The organism is Janthinobacterium sp. Mn2066, assembly GCF_049319705.1.
Lineage (GTDB): Bacteria > Pseudomonadota > Gammaproteobacteria > Burkholderiales > Burkholderiaceae_D > Janthinobacterium.
Genome location: NZ_JBMOUF010000007.1, coordinates 80,215 through 94,461 on the forward strand (window position 1 = coordinate 80,215; position 14,247 = coordinate 94,461).

A 14,247-nucleotide genomic window follows, 5' to 3' on the forward strand; every position below is an offset into this window, starting at 1 on the left:
GGCGCTGTTTTTACGGTTGACTGTGCGTTGCCGCACATTACTACCATGTTTCAATTTAGAAAGCCATTGGACTTTGATGGCTTTTTGCGTTATACTTGACGCATATTTACAACAGCTTCAACGCATCATCTTCTGCTTCGCAGTACTTTTCCAGTGACTTTTATTGTCACGGTTAATATTTCTTCGGGTTATAACACCCGCATCCGCTTAATCGTTTTTGACCGATTTTTTTCGGTTAGATACATTTGGTGCCATGTAGTTTTTTGGCGCCAGCGTCGCTAAAAGTCCTGAACCACAGCCTCTTTTAGCACGCACTGGGCACCCCGGCATGGCTTATCCATCTGCCGGTCACACGCGTGTCATCCCTGCTATCTGTCGCTCCCGTGCGCATTGCGCCGTGGCGTAGCCGACGCAGCAGGGTTTGCTGATACCCGCCGCAAGCTCGCATGCTTGCAGGGTGTCATTCCATTCGTCAAATCGAGGGAGAACCACAACGTGGCAAAACAAATCATTATCGACCATGTGTTCAAGGTGTTCGGCGACCAGCCCGATACTGCGCTGGAACTCGTCCACCAGGGCGCCAATAAACAGGACATCCTGGCCCGGACCGGTTGCACCATCGGCGTGTTCGACGCCAGCTTTACGATAGAAGCGGGCGAGATTTTCGTCATCATGGGCCTGTCCGGTTCCGGCAAATCCACCCTGGTGCGCATGCTGAACCGGCTGATCGAACCGACGGCGGGCAAGATCCTGATCGACGGCAACGACATCAATACCTTGCCCGATTCCCAGTTGCGCGCGCTGCGCCGCAAGGACATCAGCATGGTGTTCCAGTCGTTTGCGCTGCTCCCGCAAATTACCGTCCTCGACAATACCGCCTTCGGCATGGAACTGGCTGGCATGCCCAAGGCCGAGCGCCACGCGCTGGCCCAGCAAGCGCTGGAGCAGGTGGGCCTGGCCGGCTACGGCGCCAGTTATCCCGATGAGTTGTCGGGTGGCATGCAGCAGCGTGTGGGCCTGGCCCGCGCGCTGGCCTGCGATCCATCGATCTTGCTGATGGATGAAGCGTTTTCTGCACTCGATCCGATTATCCGTACGGAAATGCAATCGGAACTGCTGCGTCTGCAACAGATCAAGCGCCGCACCATCGTCTTCATTTCGCATGACCTCGATGAAGCGATGCGCATCGGTGATCGTGTCGCCATCATGAAAGATGGCCATGTGGTGCAGGTGGGCACGCCCGAAGAAATCCTGCGCAAGCCGGCCAACGATTACGTGCGCAATTTCGTGCGCGGCGTCGATGCGGCGGCCGTCTTCAAGGCCAGCGATATTGCCCGCAAGAGCCAGGTGGTTGTGTCGGAATCGCCGACCCGCGGCTCGCGCGCCGCGCTGACCATGCTGGAAGACCAGGACCGTGCCTATGCCTATGTGGTGTGCCCGCAGCGCAAATTCCTCGGCGTGGTCTCGGCCGATTCGCTGCGCAATGCGCTCGATGGCCATGTGGGGCCGCTCGGCCTGGAACATGCCTACCTGCCCGAAGTACAGACGATTAATGCCGATGAGCCGGTGGCCGGCCTGTTCGGCCAGGTGGCGCAGCTGCCGTACGCCGTGCCGGTGGTGGCCAATGATGGCAGTTTCCGTGGCGCCATCAGCAAGACAACCTTGCTGAAGTTCCTCGACCGCGATACGCCAGCCATTGCCGAGCCACAATTACAGAAAGGACAAGCATGAATCCAGAGAACGTTAGCACTATCGAACCGGTTGTCGAACAAGCCGCCACTGCCGTCGTCCACGCACCGCAAATCAATCCCTGGGCCATGACGCCGCCACCGGATGGCAGCACCGCCTGGCTCGATGCGGCGACGCCTGCCGTGTCGCCAGAGCATGCTTCGGGTGTGCACCTGTCGCAGATTTTTGATGGCTCGCTGCCGCTGGAAAGCTGGATCAATCAGGGCCTGGGCTGGGTGGTCACCCATTTCCGTCCGTTTTTCCAGGCCGTGCGCGCACCGATCGACAGCACCCTGAATGGCGTGCAGGATGTGCTGATGGCGGTCCCATCGCTGAGCCTGATTGCCATCATCGGCCTGCTGGCCTGGCAATTTACCAGCCGCACCCTGGCCATCGGCACCGTGCTGGCGCTGCTGGTGGTGTCGATGCTGGGCATCTGGCCGGAAGCCATGGTGACCTTGTCGCTGGTGCTGACCTCGCTGGCCTTCTGTCTGGCGATCGGTTTGCCCTTGGGTATTTTTCTTGCCAGCAGCGACCGCGCGCAAAATTTCCTGCGCCCCGTGCTGGACGCCATGCAAACCACGCCTGCTTTCGTGTATCTGGTGCCGGTAGTGATGCTGTTTGGTATCGGTAATGCGCCGGGCGTGATCGTCACCATCATTTTTGCCTTGCCGCCACTGGTGCGTTTGACCAACCTGGGTATCCGCCAGGTGCGTCCCGACCTGATCGAAGCGGCCCGCGCCTATGGCGCCTCGCCGTGGCAATTGCTGAGCCGCGTGCAATTTCCGCTGGCCATGCCATCGATCATGGCCGGTATCAACCAGTCGCTGATGCTCTCCTTGTCGATGGTGGTGATCGCTTCGATGATCGCTGTCGGTGGCCTGGGTCAAATGGTCTTGCGCGGCATTGGCCGCCTGGACATGGGCCTGGCAACGGTGGGTGGCCTGGGTATCGTGCTGCTGGCCATTACGCTGGACCGCCTGACGCAAGCCATGGGCCAGCCGCGCCGTGGCGTGCGCCACTGGTATCAGACGGGGCCTGCCGGTTTTGTGCTGCGCCTGGTGCGCGGCAATGCCGAGCGCCGTGAAGAACAGACTCCGCAGCAAGCGACGCTTGCCAACGCACAATAAGAAAGAGAAAGGATACACATGCAACAAAGCAAACATTTCAAGGAAACGCAAAAATCGCAACGCCGCTTCAAATGGATCTCGGCCCTGGTGATCGCCGCGCTGGCCCTGAGCACCAGCCTGGCCATGGCGCAAACGCCGGCTGACGCCAGCTTGCCCGGCGCCGGCATCAAGGTGCAGCCGCTGCAAAGCTCGATCGCGGAAGAAACTTTCCAGACCATGCTGGTCGACCGTGCGCTGGAAAAGCTCGGTTACGATGTGCAGCCGATCAAGGAAGTGGAATATCCGACCGCGCATATCGCGATCGCCAATGGCGACGCCACTTTCATGGCCGTGCACTGGGACCCGATGCACAAGGATTTTTATAACAATGCGGGCGGCGACGCCAAGCTGTCGCGCACCGGCCAGTACGCTGGCCCGGCCGCGCAAGGTTATCTGATCGACAAGGCCACCTCGGAAAAATACAATATCACCAATATCGACCAGTTGCGCGACCCTAACCTGGCCAAGCTGTTCGACCATGACGGCGACGGCAAGGCCGATCTGACCGGTTGCAACCCTGGCTGGGGCTGCGAAGCGCTGATCGAGCACCATATGGACGCCTATAAATTGCGCGACACGGTCAAGCATGTGCAGGGCAGTTATGCGGCCCTGATCGCCGACACGCTGGGCCGCTACAAGCGTGGCGAACCGATTCTGTATTACACGTGGACGCCGTACTGGGTCAGCGGCGTGCTGGTGCCGGGGCGCGACGTGGTGTGGCTCAAGGTGCCGTTTTCAGCCAATCCGGACCATGTGAATACCCGCCTCGACGATGGCAGCGATTACGGTTTTGCCGTCAATACGGCGCGTATCGTGGCCAATAAGGCGTGGGTAGAGAAAAACCCGGCGGCAGCCAAGCTGTTTGAAGTGATGCAATTGCCGGTGGCCGATATCAATGCGCAAAACGAGCGCATGCGCAGCGGTGAAAACACGCAGCAGGATATCGCGCGGCACACGGATGGCTGGATCAAGTTTCACCAGCAAACGTTTGACGGCTGGATCGCGCAGGCCTTGGCAGCGGCGAAGAAGTAAGCAGTAAAAGCGCAGTTGCATCAGCACAGAGTGGCTACCGGTTCGGTAGCCACTTTTGCGTCTACAAGCTGTTTTGGTGGTTTTTGGTGATCTTTTTGCTGTTTTCAGCCTGTTTTTAGCCGTTTTCAGCCTGGAAAGTGAAAAAACAGTGCTGGCAGGGCTGATGGAGTGCCTACTTTTTTAGTAGCCACGATGGCGGGTTTTTAGCTTTTCTGGTGATTTTTGGTGATTTTTTAGCCGTTTTTGGCCAATTTCAGGTGCAAAATGGGGAAAGGCTTGCCAAATGGGTCCAATTCGGAGCGATTTTCCAGGATAAAGCCCAGATGGAGATAAAAACCATGGCCTAAACCGTTGTGTTCGTTCACATCGACGGCGTTTGCCCCCAAGGAATCGATGGCAAACGTCACCAGGCGGCGTCCGGCGCCATTGCCGCGTTGCTCGGGATGCACGAACAGCATCTCGATTTTGTGCATGTCGACGCATAAAAAGGCGTAAACGTCACCGCTGGCGTCGCGCAATACATGCAGCAACTGTTCGCGCACGACGCGCTCGAGTTCGATGCGCACAAAGGGACTGAGGAAGTCGATATCGGCGGAGCTGAGGAAATCGTGGGTGACGACGACGGCAGAATGCCAGACATCGAACAGCCTTGGCAGGTCGGCGGCGCGGGCGAGGGTGATGGTGTGCTGGTGCATACGGCAAGGTAAAAAACCTGCCCGGGCGGGGCCTGGGCAGGTAAAACTGAGATCAGTCTTTCAAATCTTCGATCAGATCAATGTATTGCTGCTGCGCATCTTCTTTCGAAGTGCCAGCCAGCGCGGCCCACGCATCAAACTTGGCGCGGTTGACGAAATCGGTCATGCCAGGGCGTTCGCCGGTGGCGTCGCCGCTCGACGCTTGCTTGAACAGCGCGTAGATTTTCAGCAAGGTCATATTGTCCGGACGTTCGGACAGGGTCTTGGAATCGAGCTGCGCTTGTTCGAATTGCTCTTGTAAGGTCATGGTATCTCCTGTGGGCTGGATGAATCGCGGTGATGTATCGTCGTGACGTATGGCTGCGCAGGCCCGGCGGAGTGGCCACCGTGCGTGCCGCATGGTTTGACATCATAGTGAAAAAAACGTGCCCTGCATTAGAGGGGATACTCAAAACGACTGTAGCATGAAAAACGCCGCCTGATGGCGGCGTGTAGCGCAGTTGAGGCTAAGACTTAAACGCCCAGCAGTTCGACGTCAAAAATCAGGGTAGCGTTTGGTGGAATCACGCCGCCGGCGCCGCGCGAGCCATAACCCAGTGCCGATGGAATGATCAGCTGGCGGGTGCCGCCCACTTTCATGCCTTGCACGCCTTCGTCCCAGCCCTGGATGACGCGGCCTGCGCCCAGCGGGAATTCGAATGGGTCGTTGCGGTCCTTGCTCGAATCGAATTTCGAACCGGCGCTGCCATCGTCGTTTTGCAGCCAGCCCGTGTAATGCACGACAACATTGTTGCCGGCCTTGGCTTCAGCGCCTTCGCCGATGACGGTGTCGATGTATTGCAGGCCGGAGGCCGTGGTGATGGTGGACATAGTATTCCTTATGGTTCGGATAAAAGCTTCAGATTGTAGTGCAAGCGCCGCCAAAGCGCCAAGACAGGCCCTGGCGCGGTAAAAAACACGGACGACCGTACCGCCCGGCCATGATTCGCACAGCAGGGGAATTTATTCAAAAAAAACAGTGTTTCCACGTAAAATAGCTGTTTTGTAATGAACAGTGACTTCCCATGCTCCGTCGCCTCTGCCGCCTGTCTGTCTTGTGCCTGCTTTGCTTTCTGTCCACGGCGCAAGCCGAAGTGGTAGTCGTGCTCAATTCCCGTGACGCCACGGTGCAGCTACTGGATCAAAAGACGTATGCCTCGCTATCGACCTTTTCGGTTGGCAAGGAACCGCATCACCTGATGGAGACGCCGGACGGCAAGTCGCTGATCGTTGCCAGTGCCGTCGGCAATGAACTGATCTTCCTCGACCCCGTGTCGGGCCAGATCCAGCGCCGCATCCCGAATATCCTCGATCCGTATCAAATCGGTTTTTCGCCGGACCAGAAGTGGTTTATTTCCAATTCCCTGCGCCTGGACCGCGTCGACCTGTATCGTTATGACGGCAGCAACCTGACCCTGGCCAAGCGCATTGCGCTGCCAAAAATGCCCAGCCATATGGCCTTCACGGAAGACAGCAGCATGGCCTTTATTACGCAACAGGGCAGCAACCAGGTCAGCGCCATCGACCTGGCCACGCAAACGGTGAAATGGACCATGCCCGTCGGCCCCGCGCCGGCCGGCATTACGGTGACGCCCGATGGCAAGTACTTGCTGGTGGGTATCATGGGCAGCGATTATGTGGAAGTGATCGATTGGCGCGCGCAAAAAAGCATCAAGCGCATCAAGGCCGGCGCCGGCGCGCATAATTTCCGTGCACTGGGTGACCGGCGCATGACGTTCGTGTCGAACCGGGTGTCGAACACCATCAACATCATCGACCAGACGACCCTGGAAAACGTGGGCACCATCAATGTGCCGGGCGGCCCCGATTGCATGGAAATCACGCCGGACGGCAAGACCATGTGGGTGACTTTGCGCTGGATCAAGAAAGTAGCCGTGATCGATATTCCCAGCCGCAAGGTGATCAAGCTGATTCCCGTGGGCCGCTCGCCGCACGGCGTGTATTTCTCGCGCCATTCGCCGCGCATGTAAGCATGCGCTCGCTTTTCCCTTTCTTGCTGGCGCTGGGCTATCTCAGCATGCCAGCGCAAGCGGCCGCGCCGGTCTGCAAGGGCACGATCTACCTGACCTTCGACACGGGCAGCCAGTCGCAAGCCCAGTTGATCGCCGATGTGCTCAACCAGCATCATATAAAAGCCACGTTTTTCCTGGCCAATGAAAAGACCACGCGCGGCGATTACTCGTTGGACCCCAGCTGGGCAGCGTACTGGAAAGCGCGTGTGGCCGAAGGCCATGCGTTCGGCACGCATACGTTTGACCATGTGTACTGGAAAAAGGATCTGGCCAATGGTCTGATCCAGGTCAAACCCCAGTTCGGCAAGGAGGGCGGCAAGCTGGCATCCATCACGCCAGAGCAGTTTTGTACAGAATTGCGCCGCGTCGACCAGCGTTTCCAGGAATTGACCGGGCATAGTCTCGATCCGTTCTGGCGCGCGCCCGGCGGTTATACTTCGCCGCGCACCCTGGCGGCAGGCAGCGCTTGCGGTTATCGCCACGCAGGCTGGGCGCCGGCCGGGTATTCGGGCGATGAGCTGCCCAGCGACAAGTATCCGAACGCCATGTTGCTGAAAAAAGCCTTGGCCAACTTGCGCAGCGGCGATATTTTTATTGCCCACATGGGCATCTGGTCGCGCAAGGATGCCTGGGCGCCTGCCAACCTCGATGCCTTGATCACGGGTTTGCAAGACAAGGGCTTTTGCTTCGCCACCCTGCGTGAACACCCTGATTACCAGCCAAAGAAAGGCCAGCCATGATCGATAGCGTCGTCAACACCATCGTCGATACCTTTGGCCTGGCGCAAGGCTGGCTATTCCAGAATATCGTCAATCCCCTTGTGTACCACCTGGGTTTTGGCGAATTTACCGAGGAAGCGTTTGAAGGCACGGAGTGGCTGTTGATCGGCATCTGCGAGCTGGTGCTGCTGTTCCTGGTGCTGCGTCCGATGGAAGCCTTGATCCCCGCGCAAAAAATCACCGATCCGCGTGCGCGCTGGAACGATTTTATCTACACGGTACTGCACCGTATCGGCCTGTTTTCCGTACTGATTTTTTTCACGCTCGACCCGCTGATGGATAGCCTGGCCGGCGCCTTGCGTTTCGACAATGTGCGTCCGCTGCACCTGGAAACGCTGCTGCCGGGCATCAGTCCGCTGGTCAGTTTCCTGATTTATTTTGTAGTGCTGGACTTTGTCGATTATTGCTATCACCGCGCTTCCCACCATTTCAGCTGGTGGTGGGGCTTGCACAGCTTGCACCACAGCCAGCAAAACCTGAATCTGTGGAGCGATAACCGCAACCATGTGCTCGACGACTTGCTGCGCGACGTGGTGATGGCCGTGATCGCGCTGGGCATCGGCGTGCCGCCTGGCCAATATATTTTGCTGGTATCGATTTCGCGCATTTTGCAAAGCTTGCAGCACGCCAATGTGAGGATACACTTCGGCCGTATCGGCGAGCGGCTCTTGGTGTCGCCCCGTTTTCACCGCACCCACCATGCGATTGGCATAGGGCATGAATCGAAGGGCAAAGGCAGTATGGGCGGCTGCAACTTTGGCGTTGTCCTGCCAATTTGGGATATGCTGCTGGGCACCGCCAATTTTTCCACCGATTATGCCCGCACGGGGGTGCGCGACCAGCTGGCCCGCATCGACCGCCATGGCATCGGCCGGCCGGGGCGCAACTATGGTCGTGGCTTCTGGCAACAACAATGGCTGGGCCTGCGTCGCATGGTGGAATTTGCAAGAAAAAAAGGACGTTCTTGATGCGCAATGTATTTAATTCCTATGGCCGCGCTTTTCTGTCTCAGCTGCACGGCAAGATGCTGCTGTTGAGCGTGTTGCCATTTTTGCTGTCGCTGGTGCTGTGGGGCGCGTTGCTGTGGGTGGGCTTGCAACCGCTGATCGACAGCTTGCACGCCTTGTTTACGGACCATGATTTTTTCCATGCCAGCGGCCAGATACTGGCCATGGTGGGCCTGGGCATGCTGAAAACCGTAGTCGTGCCCCTGATCGCCATGTTTTTACTGTTGCCGCTGATGATATTGACGGCGCTGATCTTCATGGGCCTGTTCGCCATGCCCGTCATTTCGCGCCATGTCGGCGGCCGGCATTTTCCGCAACTGGAAAAAAAACATGGCGGCAGCCTGCTGGGCAGCGTGGGCACGGCCCTGGCCACGTTCGTGATCTTTATTTTGGCGTGGCTGGTCTTGCTGCCCTTGTACGTCTTTCCGCCGGCAGCCCTGGCGGCGCAGGCAGTGCTGTGGGGCTGGCTCACTTACCGCGTGATGGCGTATGACGCGCTGGCCGATTACGCGACTGCCGAAGAGCGGCAGGCCGTCACGCGCGCGCGGCGCTGGCCGCTGCTGGCGATCGGCATGGTCTCGGGCGCAGCCGGTTCCGTGCCGGGCTTGTTATGGATGGGCGGCGTGATGTCGGTGGTGTTTTTCCCCTTCATCGCCGCGTTCGCGATCTGGCTGTATGTGCTGATCTTTATTTTTACGGGGCTGTGGTTTCAGTATTACTGCCTGGAAGCACTGTCGGCCCTGCGCGGTGTGCGCGGCATGCGGGACGTGGCGCCAGCCGACCTCTGAACTTAATTTACAGAACTTGGTGTACAAAACTTAAGGAAGTTTCATGGCTATCGGACTGATCATCATCGGCGACGAAATCCTGTCGGGCAAGCGGACGGACCAGCATTTCCCGAAAGTGGTGAGCATGCTCAAGGCGCGCGGCTTGCAGCTGAGCTGGGCGGAATACGTGGGTGACGAGCCCGAGCGCATCGTGGCCTTGCTGAAACGCACGTTTGCCAGCGGCGATATCGTGTTTTCCTTTGGCGGCATCGGCGCCACGCCGGACGACCATACGCGCCAGGCAGCGGCCGACGCGCTGGGCTTGCCGCTGGTGCTGCATCCGCAAGGCAAAATCAACATCCAGCAGCGCATCACGGAAATGGGCCAGGAAGCGGGTGTGCCGGCCGACCTGAATTCGCCGGAAAACCTGCATCGCCTGAAGATGGCCGAATTCGTGCAGGGCGCGGACCTGATTCCGAATCCCTACAACAAGATCGCCGGTTTTGCCGTGCGCGAGCATTATTTCGTGCCGGGCTTTCCCGTCATGTCCTGGCCGATGATCGAATGGGTGCTCGATACCCATTACGCGCATTTGTTCAACCAGGTGCCGCACGCGGAACACGCCTTGCTCGTGTATGAAACGGCGGAATCCCTGCTGACGCCGCTGATGGTGCGGCTGGAAGCGCAATATCCGCTGATCAAGGTATTCAGCCTGCCCAGCGTGGGCGACGCCGTCACCCGCCGGCATATCGAACTGGGCGTGAAAGGCGAGCCGCAGCAGGCCGCTGCCGCCTTTGCCGAGATGTGTACCGAGCTCGACAGCATTCGCGCCGAATACGTCAGGATCTGACTTTTCGCCAGCCCCGCGCCGGCAGTTTTCTGCCCGGCGCGCAGCCCGCTTTATGCGTCGCCAGCGCTGCTGGACAAGGCGCGCGCCCCCAGACGTTGTTTTTTTGCGAAAATCTGCACAGAAGCATGATTTTTGTACGCGCTCGACCGTCGTTTTCACGCCGTTGTGGTGGAATGGTGAGCAGGGCTTCTTGAAAGAAAAATCAGCTTTGCCCTGTAGCGATCGTGTCTGTTGCAGCGTGCTTGAGCCTGAAAAATAGTTAATTTGAATTACCGGTCTGGACATTATGTTGAGCAAGTTTAGTTTCCTCCGGCCCCATTCGGCCGCCGCACCTTGCACCGCCCCCGCCGCTGCTATTGCCGAGGGCATAGCGGACGCCGTCCACACCCCACTTTTCCCGTGCATCCCATGAAAGACACTGGCGTACACCTGGCCCATGCCCAAGCACGGCCGACTCCTGAACCTGAGCCCGATGCGCCGCCGCCTGCCGCTCCGCCAAAGCGGCGCCGCTCGAGGATCTGGCCGATCTTCCTGATCCTGCTGCTGGCGCTGATCGGCGCCCTGGTCTGGTTCGTGCTGCGCGAAGTGCGCACCTCGGCCCTGCAGGCGGAGTTTTTCAATCGCCTCAGCCGTCAACTGACGTACCAGGTTGAAGCGGGCCCCGCGCCTGCCGGCGCCGTGCGCTATCCGCAGCATGGCCCCTACGATGAGCGCCTCGGTTACGCCAGCCTGCCCGACTATATCGGCAAGCTCAATGCGCGCGATTACGCCGTGACGGCGCAGGCGCGCATGTCGCCGAAGATGGTGCAACTGGCCGATATGGGCGTTTTTGCCACCTACCACGAGAAAAACCGCGCTGGCCTGACCATCCTCGATTGCCGCGCCCAGCCGCTGTTTGCCGCCAGCTATCCGGAGCGCATGTTCAATGGTTTTGACGAAGCGCCACCGGCTCTGGTGCAAAGCCTGCTGTTCATTGAAAACCGCGAATTGCTCGATCCGGGCACGCCGCAACGCAATCCCGCCGTCGAATGGGACCGCCTGAGCAAGGCTATCCTCGACAAGGCGCTGAACCTGTTCGGCGGCCATCGCGGTGGCGGCGGCAGTACCCTGGCCACGCAGATCGAGAAATACCGCCATTCCGAAGATGGCCGCACCAGCTCGATGAAGGACAAGCTGTTCCAGATGATGTCGGCCAGCCTGCGCTCTTACCAGGATGGCGAGAATACGGTGGCGGCGCGGCGCAAGATCGTCGTCAACTACCTCAATACGGTGCCGCTGTCGGCAAAAAGCGGTTTTGGTGAAGTCAACGGCATTGGCGACGGCATGTGGGTCTGGTATGGCCGCCCGTTCGAGGAAGTCAAAACTTTGCTTAACGGCAAGCTGGATCAGCCGGGTAGTGCGCTCGCTTACAAGGAAGCGCTGAGCTTGCTGATCGCCCAGCGCCGTCCGTCGCATTACCTGGTGGCCGGTGGCGCCGACCTGGAAGCGCTGACGAATAGCCATTTGCGCCTGCTGGCGCAAGCGGGCGTGATTACGCCGCAATTGCGTGACGCCGCCATCGCCCAGCCGCTGCATCCGTCGATGGCGAGCGGCGTGCAGTCCGAAGCGGCTACCTCGTTCGTCACGCGCAAGGCCTCGAACGCCGTGCGCAATCACCTGGCCAGCATGCTGGGCGATCCGCGTTTGTATAACCTGGACCGCCTGGACTTGAACGTGGTCAGCACGCTTGATGCGCAGGCGCAAAATGCCGTCACCAAGGTGCTGCGCGAATTGCGCGACCCGGAAGTGGCGAAAGCGGCCGGCCTGACGGGCAAGGGCATGCTGGGCAATGGCGATCCGGCCAATGTGGTCTACAGTTTTACCCTGCTACAAAAAGGCGACAAGGCCAATTTGCTGCGCGTGCAGACCGATAACTACGACCAGCCGCTCGACATCAACGAAGGCGCCAAGCTGGACCTCGGTTCCACCGCCAAGCTGCGCACCCTGGTCACGTACCTGGACATCATGGACCAGTTGCAGCAGCGCTACAGCGGCATGAGCGCGGCCGAGCTGAACAAGGTGGCCGTCGATCCGAAAGACTTGCTGTCGCAATGGGCGATTGCCTACTTCAAACCCTTGCCGCTGGGCGAGGCGCGCAACTTGCCGGCCATGCTGGCGGCCGCCATGGAGCGCAAGTATTCGGGCAGCCCCAACGAAGGCTTTTTCACGGGCGGCGGCTTGCACCATTTCGGCAATTTCTCCAAGCTCGACGACAGCCGTATCCTGACGGTGCAGCAAGCCTTGCGCCAGTCGACCAACCTGGTGTTCGTGCGCCTGATGCGCGACGTGGCCCGCTATTACATGTTTTCGCGCCCCGATTCCTCGGCCTCCTTGCTGGCGGACGCGGATGATCCGCGCCGCGCCCAGTACCTGAGCCGTTTTGCCGACAAGGAAGGGCGCGAATTCCTGCACCGCTTCTATCAGAAATACCGTGGCAAGAGTGTCGATGAGCAAGAGAAAGTCTTGCTTGCCAGCATACGTCCGACGCCGGTGCGGCTGGCCAATATTTACCGCACGATCAATCCACAAGGCACGCTGGAAGAGTTTGGCGATTTCCTCAGTGCCAACCTGCCATCGCAAAACGAAGTGCCGCCCGAGCGGGTGGCCAAGATGTACCAGCAATATGCGATGGAAAACTGGTCGCTGGCCGACCGCGGCTACCTGGCCAATGTGCATCCGCTGGAACTGTGGATGGTGGCGTATTTGCGCCGGCACGAAGGGTCCACCCTGGCGCAGATGGTGGCGGCCAGCGAGAAGGAACGCCAGCAAGTCTACAAATGGCTGTTCAATACGCACCGCAAGCATGCGCAGGACCGGCGCATCGCCAATTTGCTGGAAGTCGAAGGTTTCCTGGAAATCCACCGCCAGTGGAAAAAGATGGGGTATCCATTCGATTCGCTGGTGCCATCGTACGCGACCACCCTGGGCGCCTCGGCCGACCGGCCGGCTGCATTGGCCGAGTTGATGGGCATCATCATCAACGATGGCGTGCGCAAACCGAGCGTGCGCATCGATTCCATGCATTTCGCCGCCGATACGCCGTACGACACCCTGGTCAAGCGCGACGCCAAGGCAAAAGCAGAGCAAGTGCTGTCGCCCGACGTGGCGCGCGCCGTGGCCAAGGCGATCCGCGAAGTGGTGTCGGACGGCACGGCCAAGCGGGCGAAAACTGCCTTTATCGGCGCCGATGGCCAGCCGATCCCGATGGGCGGCAAGACGGGTACCGGTGACCAGCGTTTCGACGTGTATGGCGCGGGCGGCCGGCTGATCGAATCGCGCTATGTAAATCGTTCGGCGACGTTTGTATTTAATATCGGCGAGCGGTTTTATGGCAGCATGACGGCGTATGTGCGGGGACCGGAATCGAAGAACTACGATTTCACCAGCGCCTTGCCGGTGCAATTGCTGGTCTCGCTGGCGCCCAGCCTGATGCCGCTGATCGAGCCGCCGGCCCAGAAGGACGGCGTGCTCAGGCAGTGTGGCAATTGATTAACCTGCAAACGCGGCTGTCCTGTCGGCCAGTCGCGCGCCGTAGGCGGCAACTGCCGGATAGTCGGGGCGCTGCATCGGTGCGTGCAGCCAGCGCTTGACGGACAGGCCCAGCACGACGTCGGCCAGCGTGAAATGCTCGCCGCACACATGGGCCCCCGTTTTCTGCAACTGCTGTTCCAGGACCCCCATCATCTTGTTCCAGCCGGCGATGCCGGCCGCCAGTTGTGCGGGATCCTGGTGCGCCGGGCTGCTGCGTACCAGCGACATGAAGGCGTAGCGCCAGCTGTTGTTCAGGTCGCCCATTTGCCAATCCATCCATTTTTCCACCTCTGCGCGGGCGCGGGGATTGCTGGGTAGCAAGTCGTCGCGGCCGGTTTTGGCGCACAGATAGCGGCAGATGGTGTTCGACTCCCACAGCACCAGATCCTCATCGATCAGCACGGGCACCATGGCGTTGGGATTGAGGCGCAGGAAAGCCGGGTCGTCGGTGGTCCGAAAGCCCGCGCCCCAGTCTTCGCGCTCGAATGGCAGATCGAGTTCGTCGCAGGTCAGGATCACTTTATGGACATTGATCGAGGCGGCTTTTCCAAGAATTTTCAGCATGGGTGGCTCCGTAA

At 59.4% G+C, this 14,247-nt stretch carries 13 protein-coding genes; 9 read left to right on the forward strand and 4 right to left on the reverse strand.

Features of this window, described 5'->3' with window-relative positions:
* Window positions 1–495 precede the first annotated feature (495 nt).
* The 3 genes from proV to proX are packed head-to-tail and all read left to right on the forward strand — an operon-like array spanning window position 496 to window position 3,929.
* The gene (proV, locus tag ACL9RI_RS14930) at window positions 496–1,731 is read left to right on the forward strand and encodes a glycine betaine/L-proline ABC transporter ATP-binding protein ProV (RefSeq protein WP_422727309.1); all 1,236 of its coding nucleotides are present in this window, start codon (window positions 496–498) and stop codon (window positions 1,729–1,731) included.
* Window positions 1,728–2,858, forward strand: coding sequence for a glycine betaine/L-proline ABC transporter permease ProW (gene proW, locus ACL9RI_RS14935; RefSeq protein WP_422727310.1), 1,131 nt, complete (start codon window positions 1,728–1,730; stop codon window positions 2,856–2,858). Before proV ends, proW begins: the two co-directional genes overlap by 4 nt.
* Before the next feature lie 18 nt (window positions 2,859–2,876).
* Window positions 2,877–3,929: a glycine betaine/L-proline ABC transporter substrate-binding protein ProX gene (gene proX / locus ACL9RI_RS14940; RefSeq protein WP_422727311.1), complete on the forward strand. Its 1,053-nt coding sequence runs from the start codon at window positions 2,877–2,879 to the stop codon at window positions 3,927–3,929.
* Between the two features lie 233 nt (window positions 3,930–4,162).
* Here the strand turns inward: proX and ACL9RI_RS14945 are convergent, their stop codons facing one another.
* The 3 genes from ACL9RI_RS14945 to ACL9RI_RS14955 form a co-directional block, all read right to left on the reverse strand.
* Window positions 4,163–4,624: a GNAT family N-acetyltransferase gene (locus ACL9RI_RS14945; protein ID WP_422727312.1), complete on the reverse strand. Its 462-nt coding sequence runs from the start codon at window positions 4,622–4,624 to the stop codon at window positions 4,163–4,165.
* Between the two features lie 52 nt (window positions 4,625–4,676).
* Entirely contained in the window at window positions 4,677–4,931 is a 255-nt protein-coding gene (locus ACL9RI_RS14950; RefSeq protein WP_422727313.1) for an acyl-CoA-binding protein, read from the reverse strand.
* Window positions 4,932–5,137: 206 nt separating this feature from the next.
* On the reverse strand, window positions 5,138–5,494 hold the full coding sequence (locus ACL9RI_RS14955) for an FKBP-type peptidyl-prolyl cis-trans isomerase (RefSeq protein WP_422727314.1): 357 nt from the start codon (window positions 5,492–5,494) through the stop codon (window positions 5,138–5,140).
* Between the two features lie 194 nt (window positions 5,495–5,688).
* Between ACL9RI_RS14955 and ACL9RI_RS14960 the strand changes: the two genes are divergently transcribed.
* The 6 genes from ACL9RI_RS14960 to ACL9RI_RS14985 all read left to right on the forward strand — a co-directional run bounded on the left by ACL9RI_RS14960 (window position 5,689) and on the right by ACL9RI_RS14985 (window position 13,627).
* The gene (locus ACL9RI_RS14960; RefSeq protein ID WP_422727315.1) at window positions 5,689–6,654 is read left to right on the forward strand and encodes a cytochrome D1 domain-containing protein; all 966 of its coding nucleotides are present in this window, start codon (window positions 5,689–5,691) and stop codon (window positions 6,652–6,654) included.
* 2 nt (window positions 6,655–6,656) lie between these two features.
* Window positions 6,657–7,436, forward strand: coding sequence for a polysaccharide deacetylase family protein (locus ACL9RI_RS14965; protein WP_422727316.1), 780 nt, complete (start codon window positions 6,657–6,659; stop codon window positions 7,434–7,436).
* Window positions 7,433–8,443: a sterol desaturase family protein gene (locus ACL9RI_RS14970; protein WP_422727317.1), complete on the forward strand. Its 1,011-nt coding sequence runs from the start codon at window positions 7,433–7,435 to the stop codon at window positions 8,441–8,443. The genes ACL9RI_RS14965 and ACL9RI_RS14970 overlap by 4 nt, the downstream gene beginning before the upstream one ends.
* Entirely contained in the window at window positions 8,443–9,270 is an 828-nt protein-coding gene (locus ACL9RI_RS14975; protein WP_422727318.1) for an EI24 domain-containing protein, read from the forward strand. The genes ACL9RI_RS14970 and ACL9RI_RS14975 overlap by 1 nt, the downstream gene beginning before the upstream one ends.
* A gap of 43 nt (window positions 9,271–9,313) precedes the next feature.
* Entirely contained in the window at window positions 9,314–10,099 is a 786-nt protein-coding gene (locus ACL9RI_RS14980) for a competence/damage-inducible protein A (protein WP_422727319.1), read from the forward strand.
* Between the two features lie 408 nt (window positions 10,100–10,507).
* On the forward strand, window positions 10,508–13,627 hold the full coding sequence (locus ACL9RI_RS14985; RefSeq protein WP_422727320.1) for a transglycosylase domain-containing protein: 3,120 nt from the start codon (window positions 10,508–10,510) through the stop codon (window positions 13,625–13,627).
* Here ACL9RI_RS14985 and ACL9RI_RS14990 read toward each other — a convergent pair whose 3' ends face one another.
* Window positions 13,628–14,233 carry a glutathione S-transferase family protein gene (locus ACL9RI_RS14990; RefSeq protein WP_422727321.1) on the reverse strand — a complete coding sequence of 202 codons (606 nt, stop codon included), beginning with the start codon at window positions 14,231–14,233 and terminating at the stop codon, window positions 13,628–13,630.
* Between the last annotated feature and the right edge of the window lie 14 nt (window positions 14,234–14,247).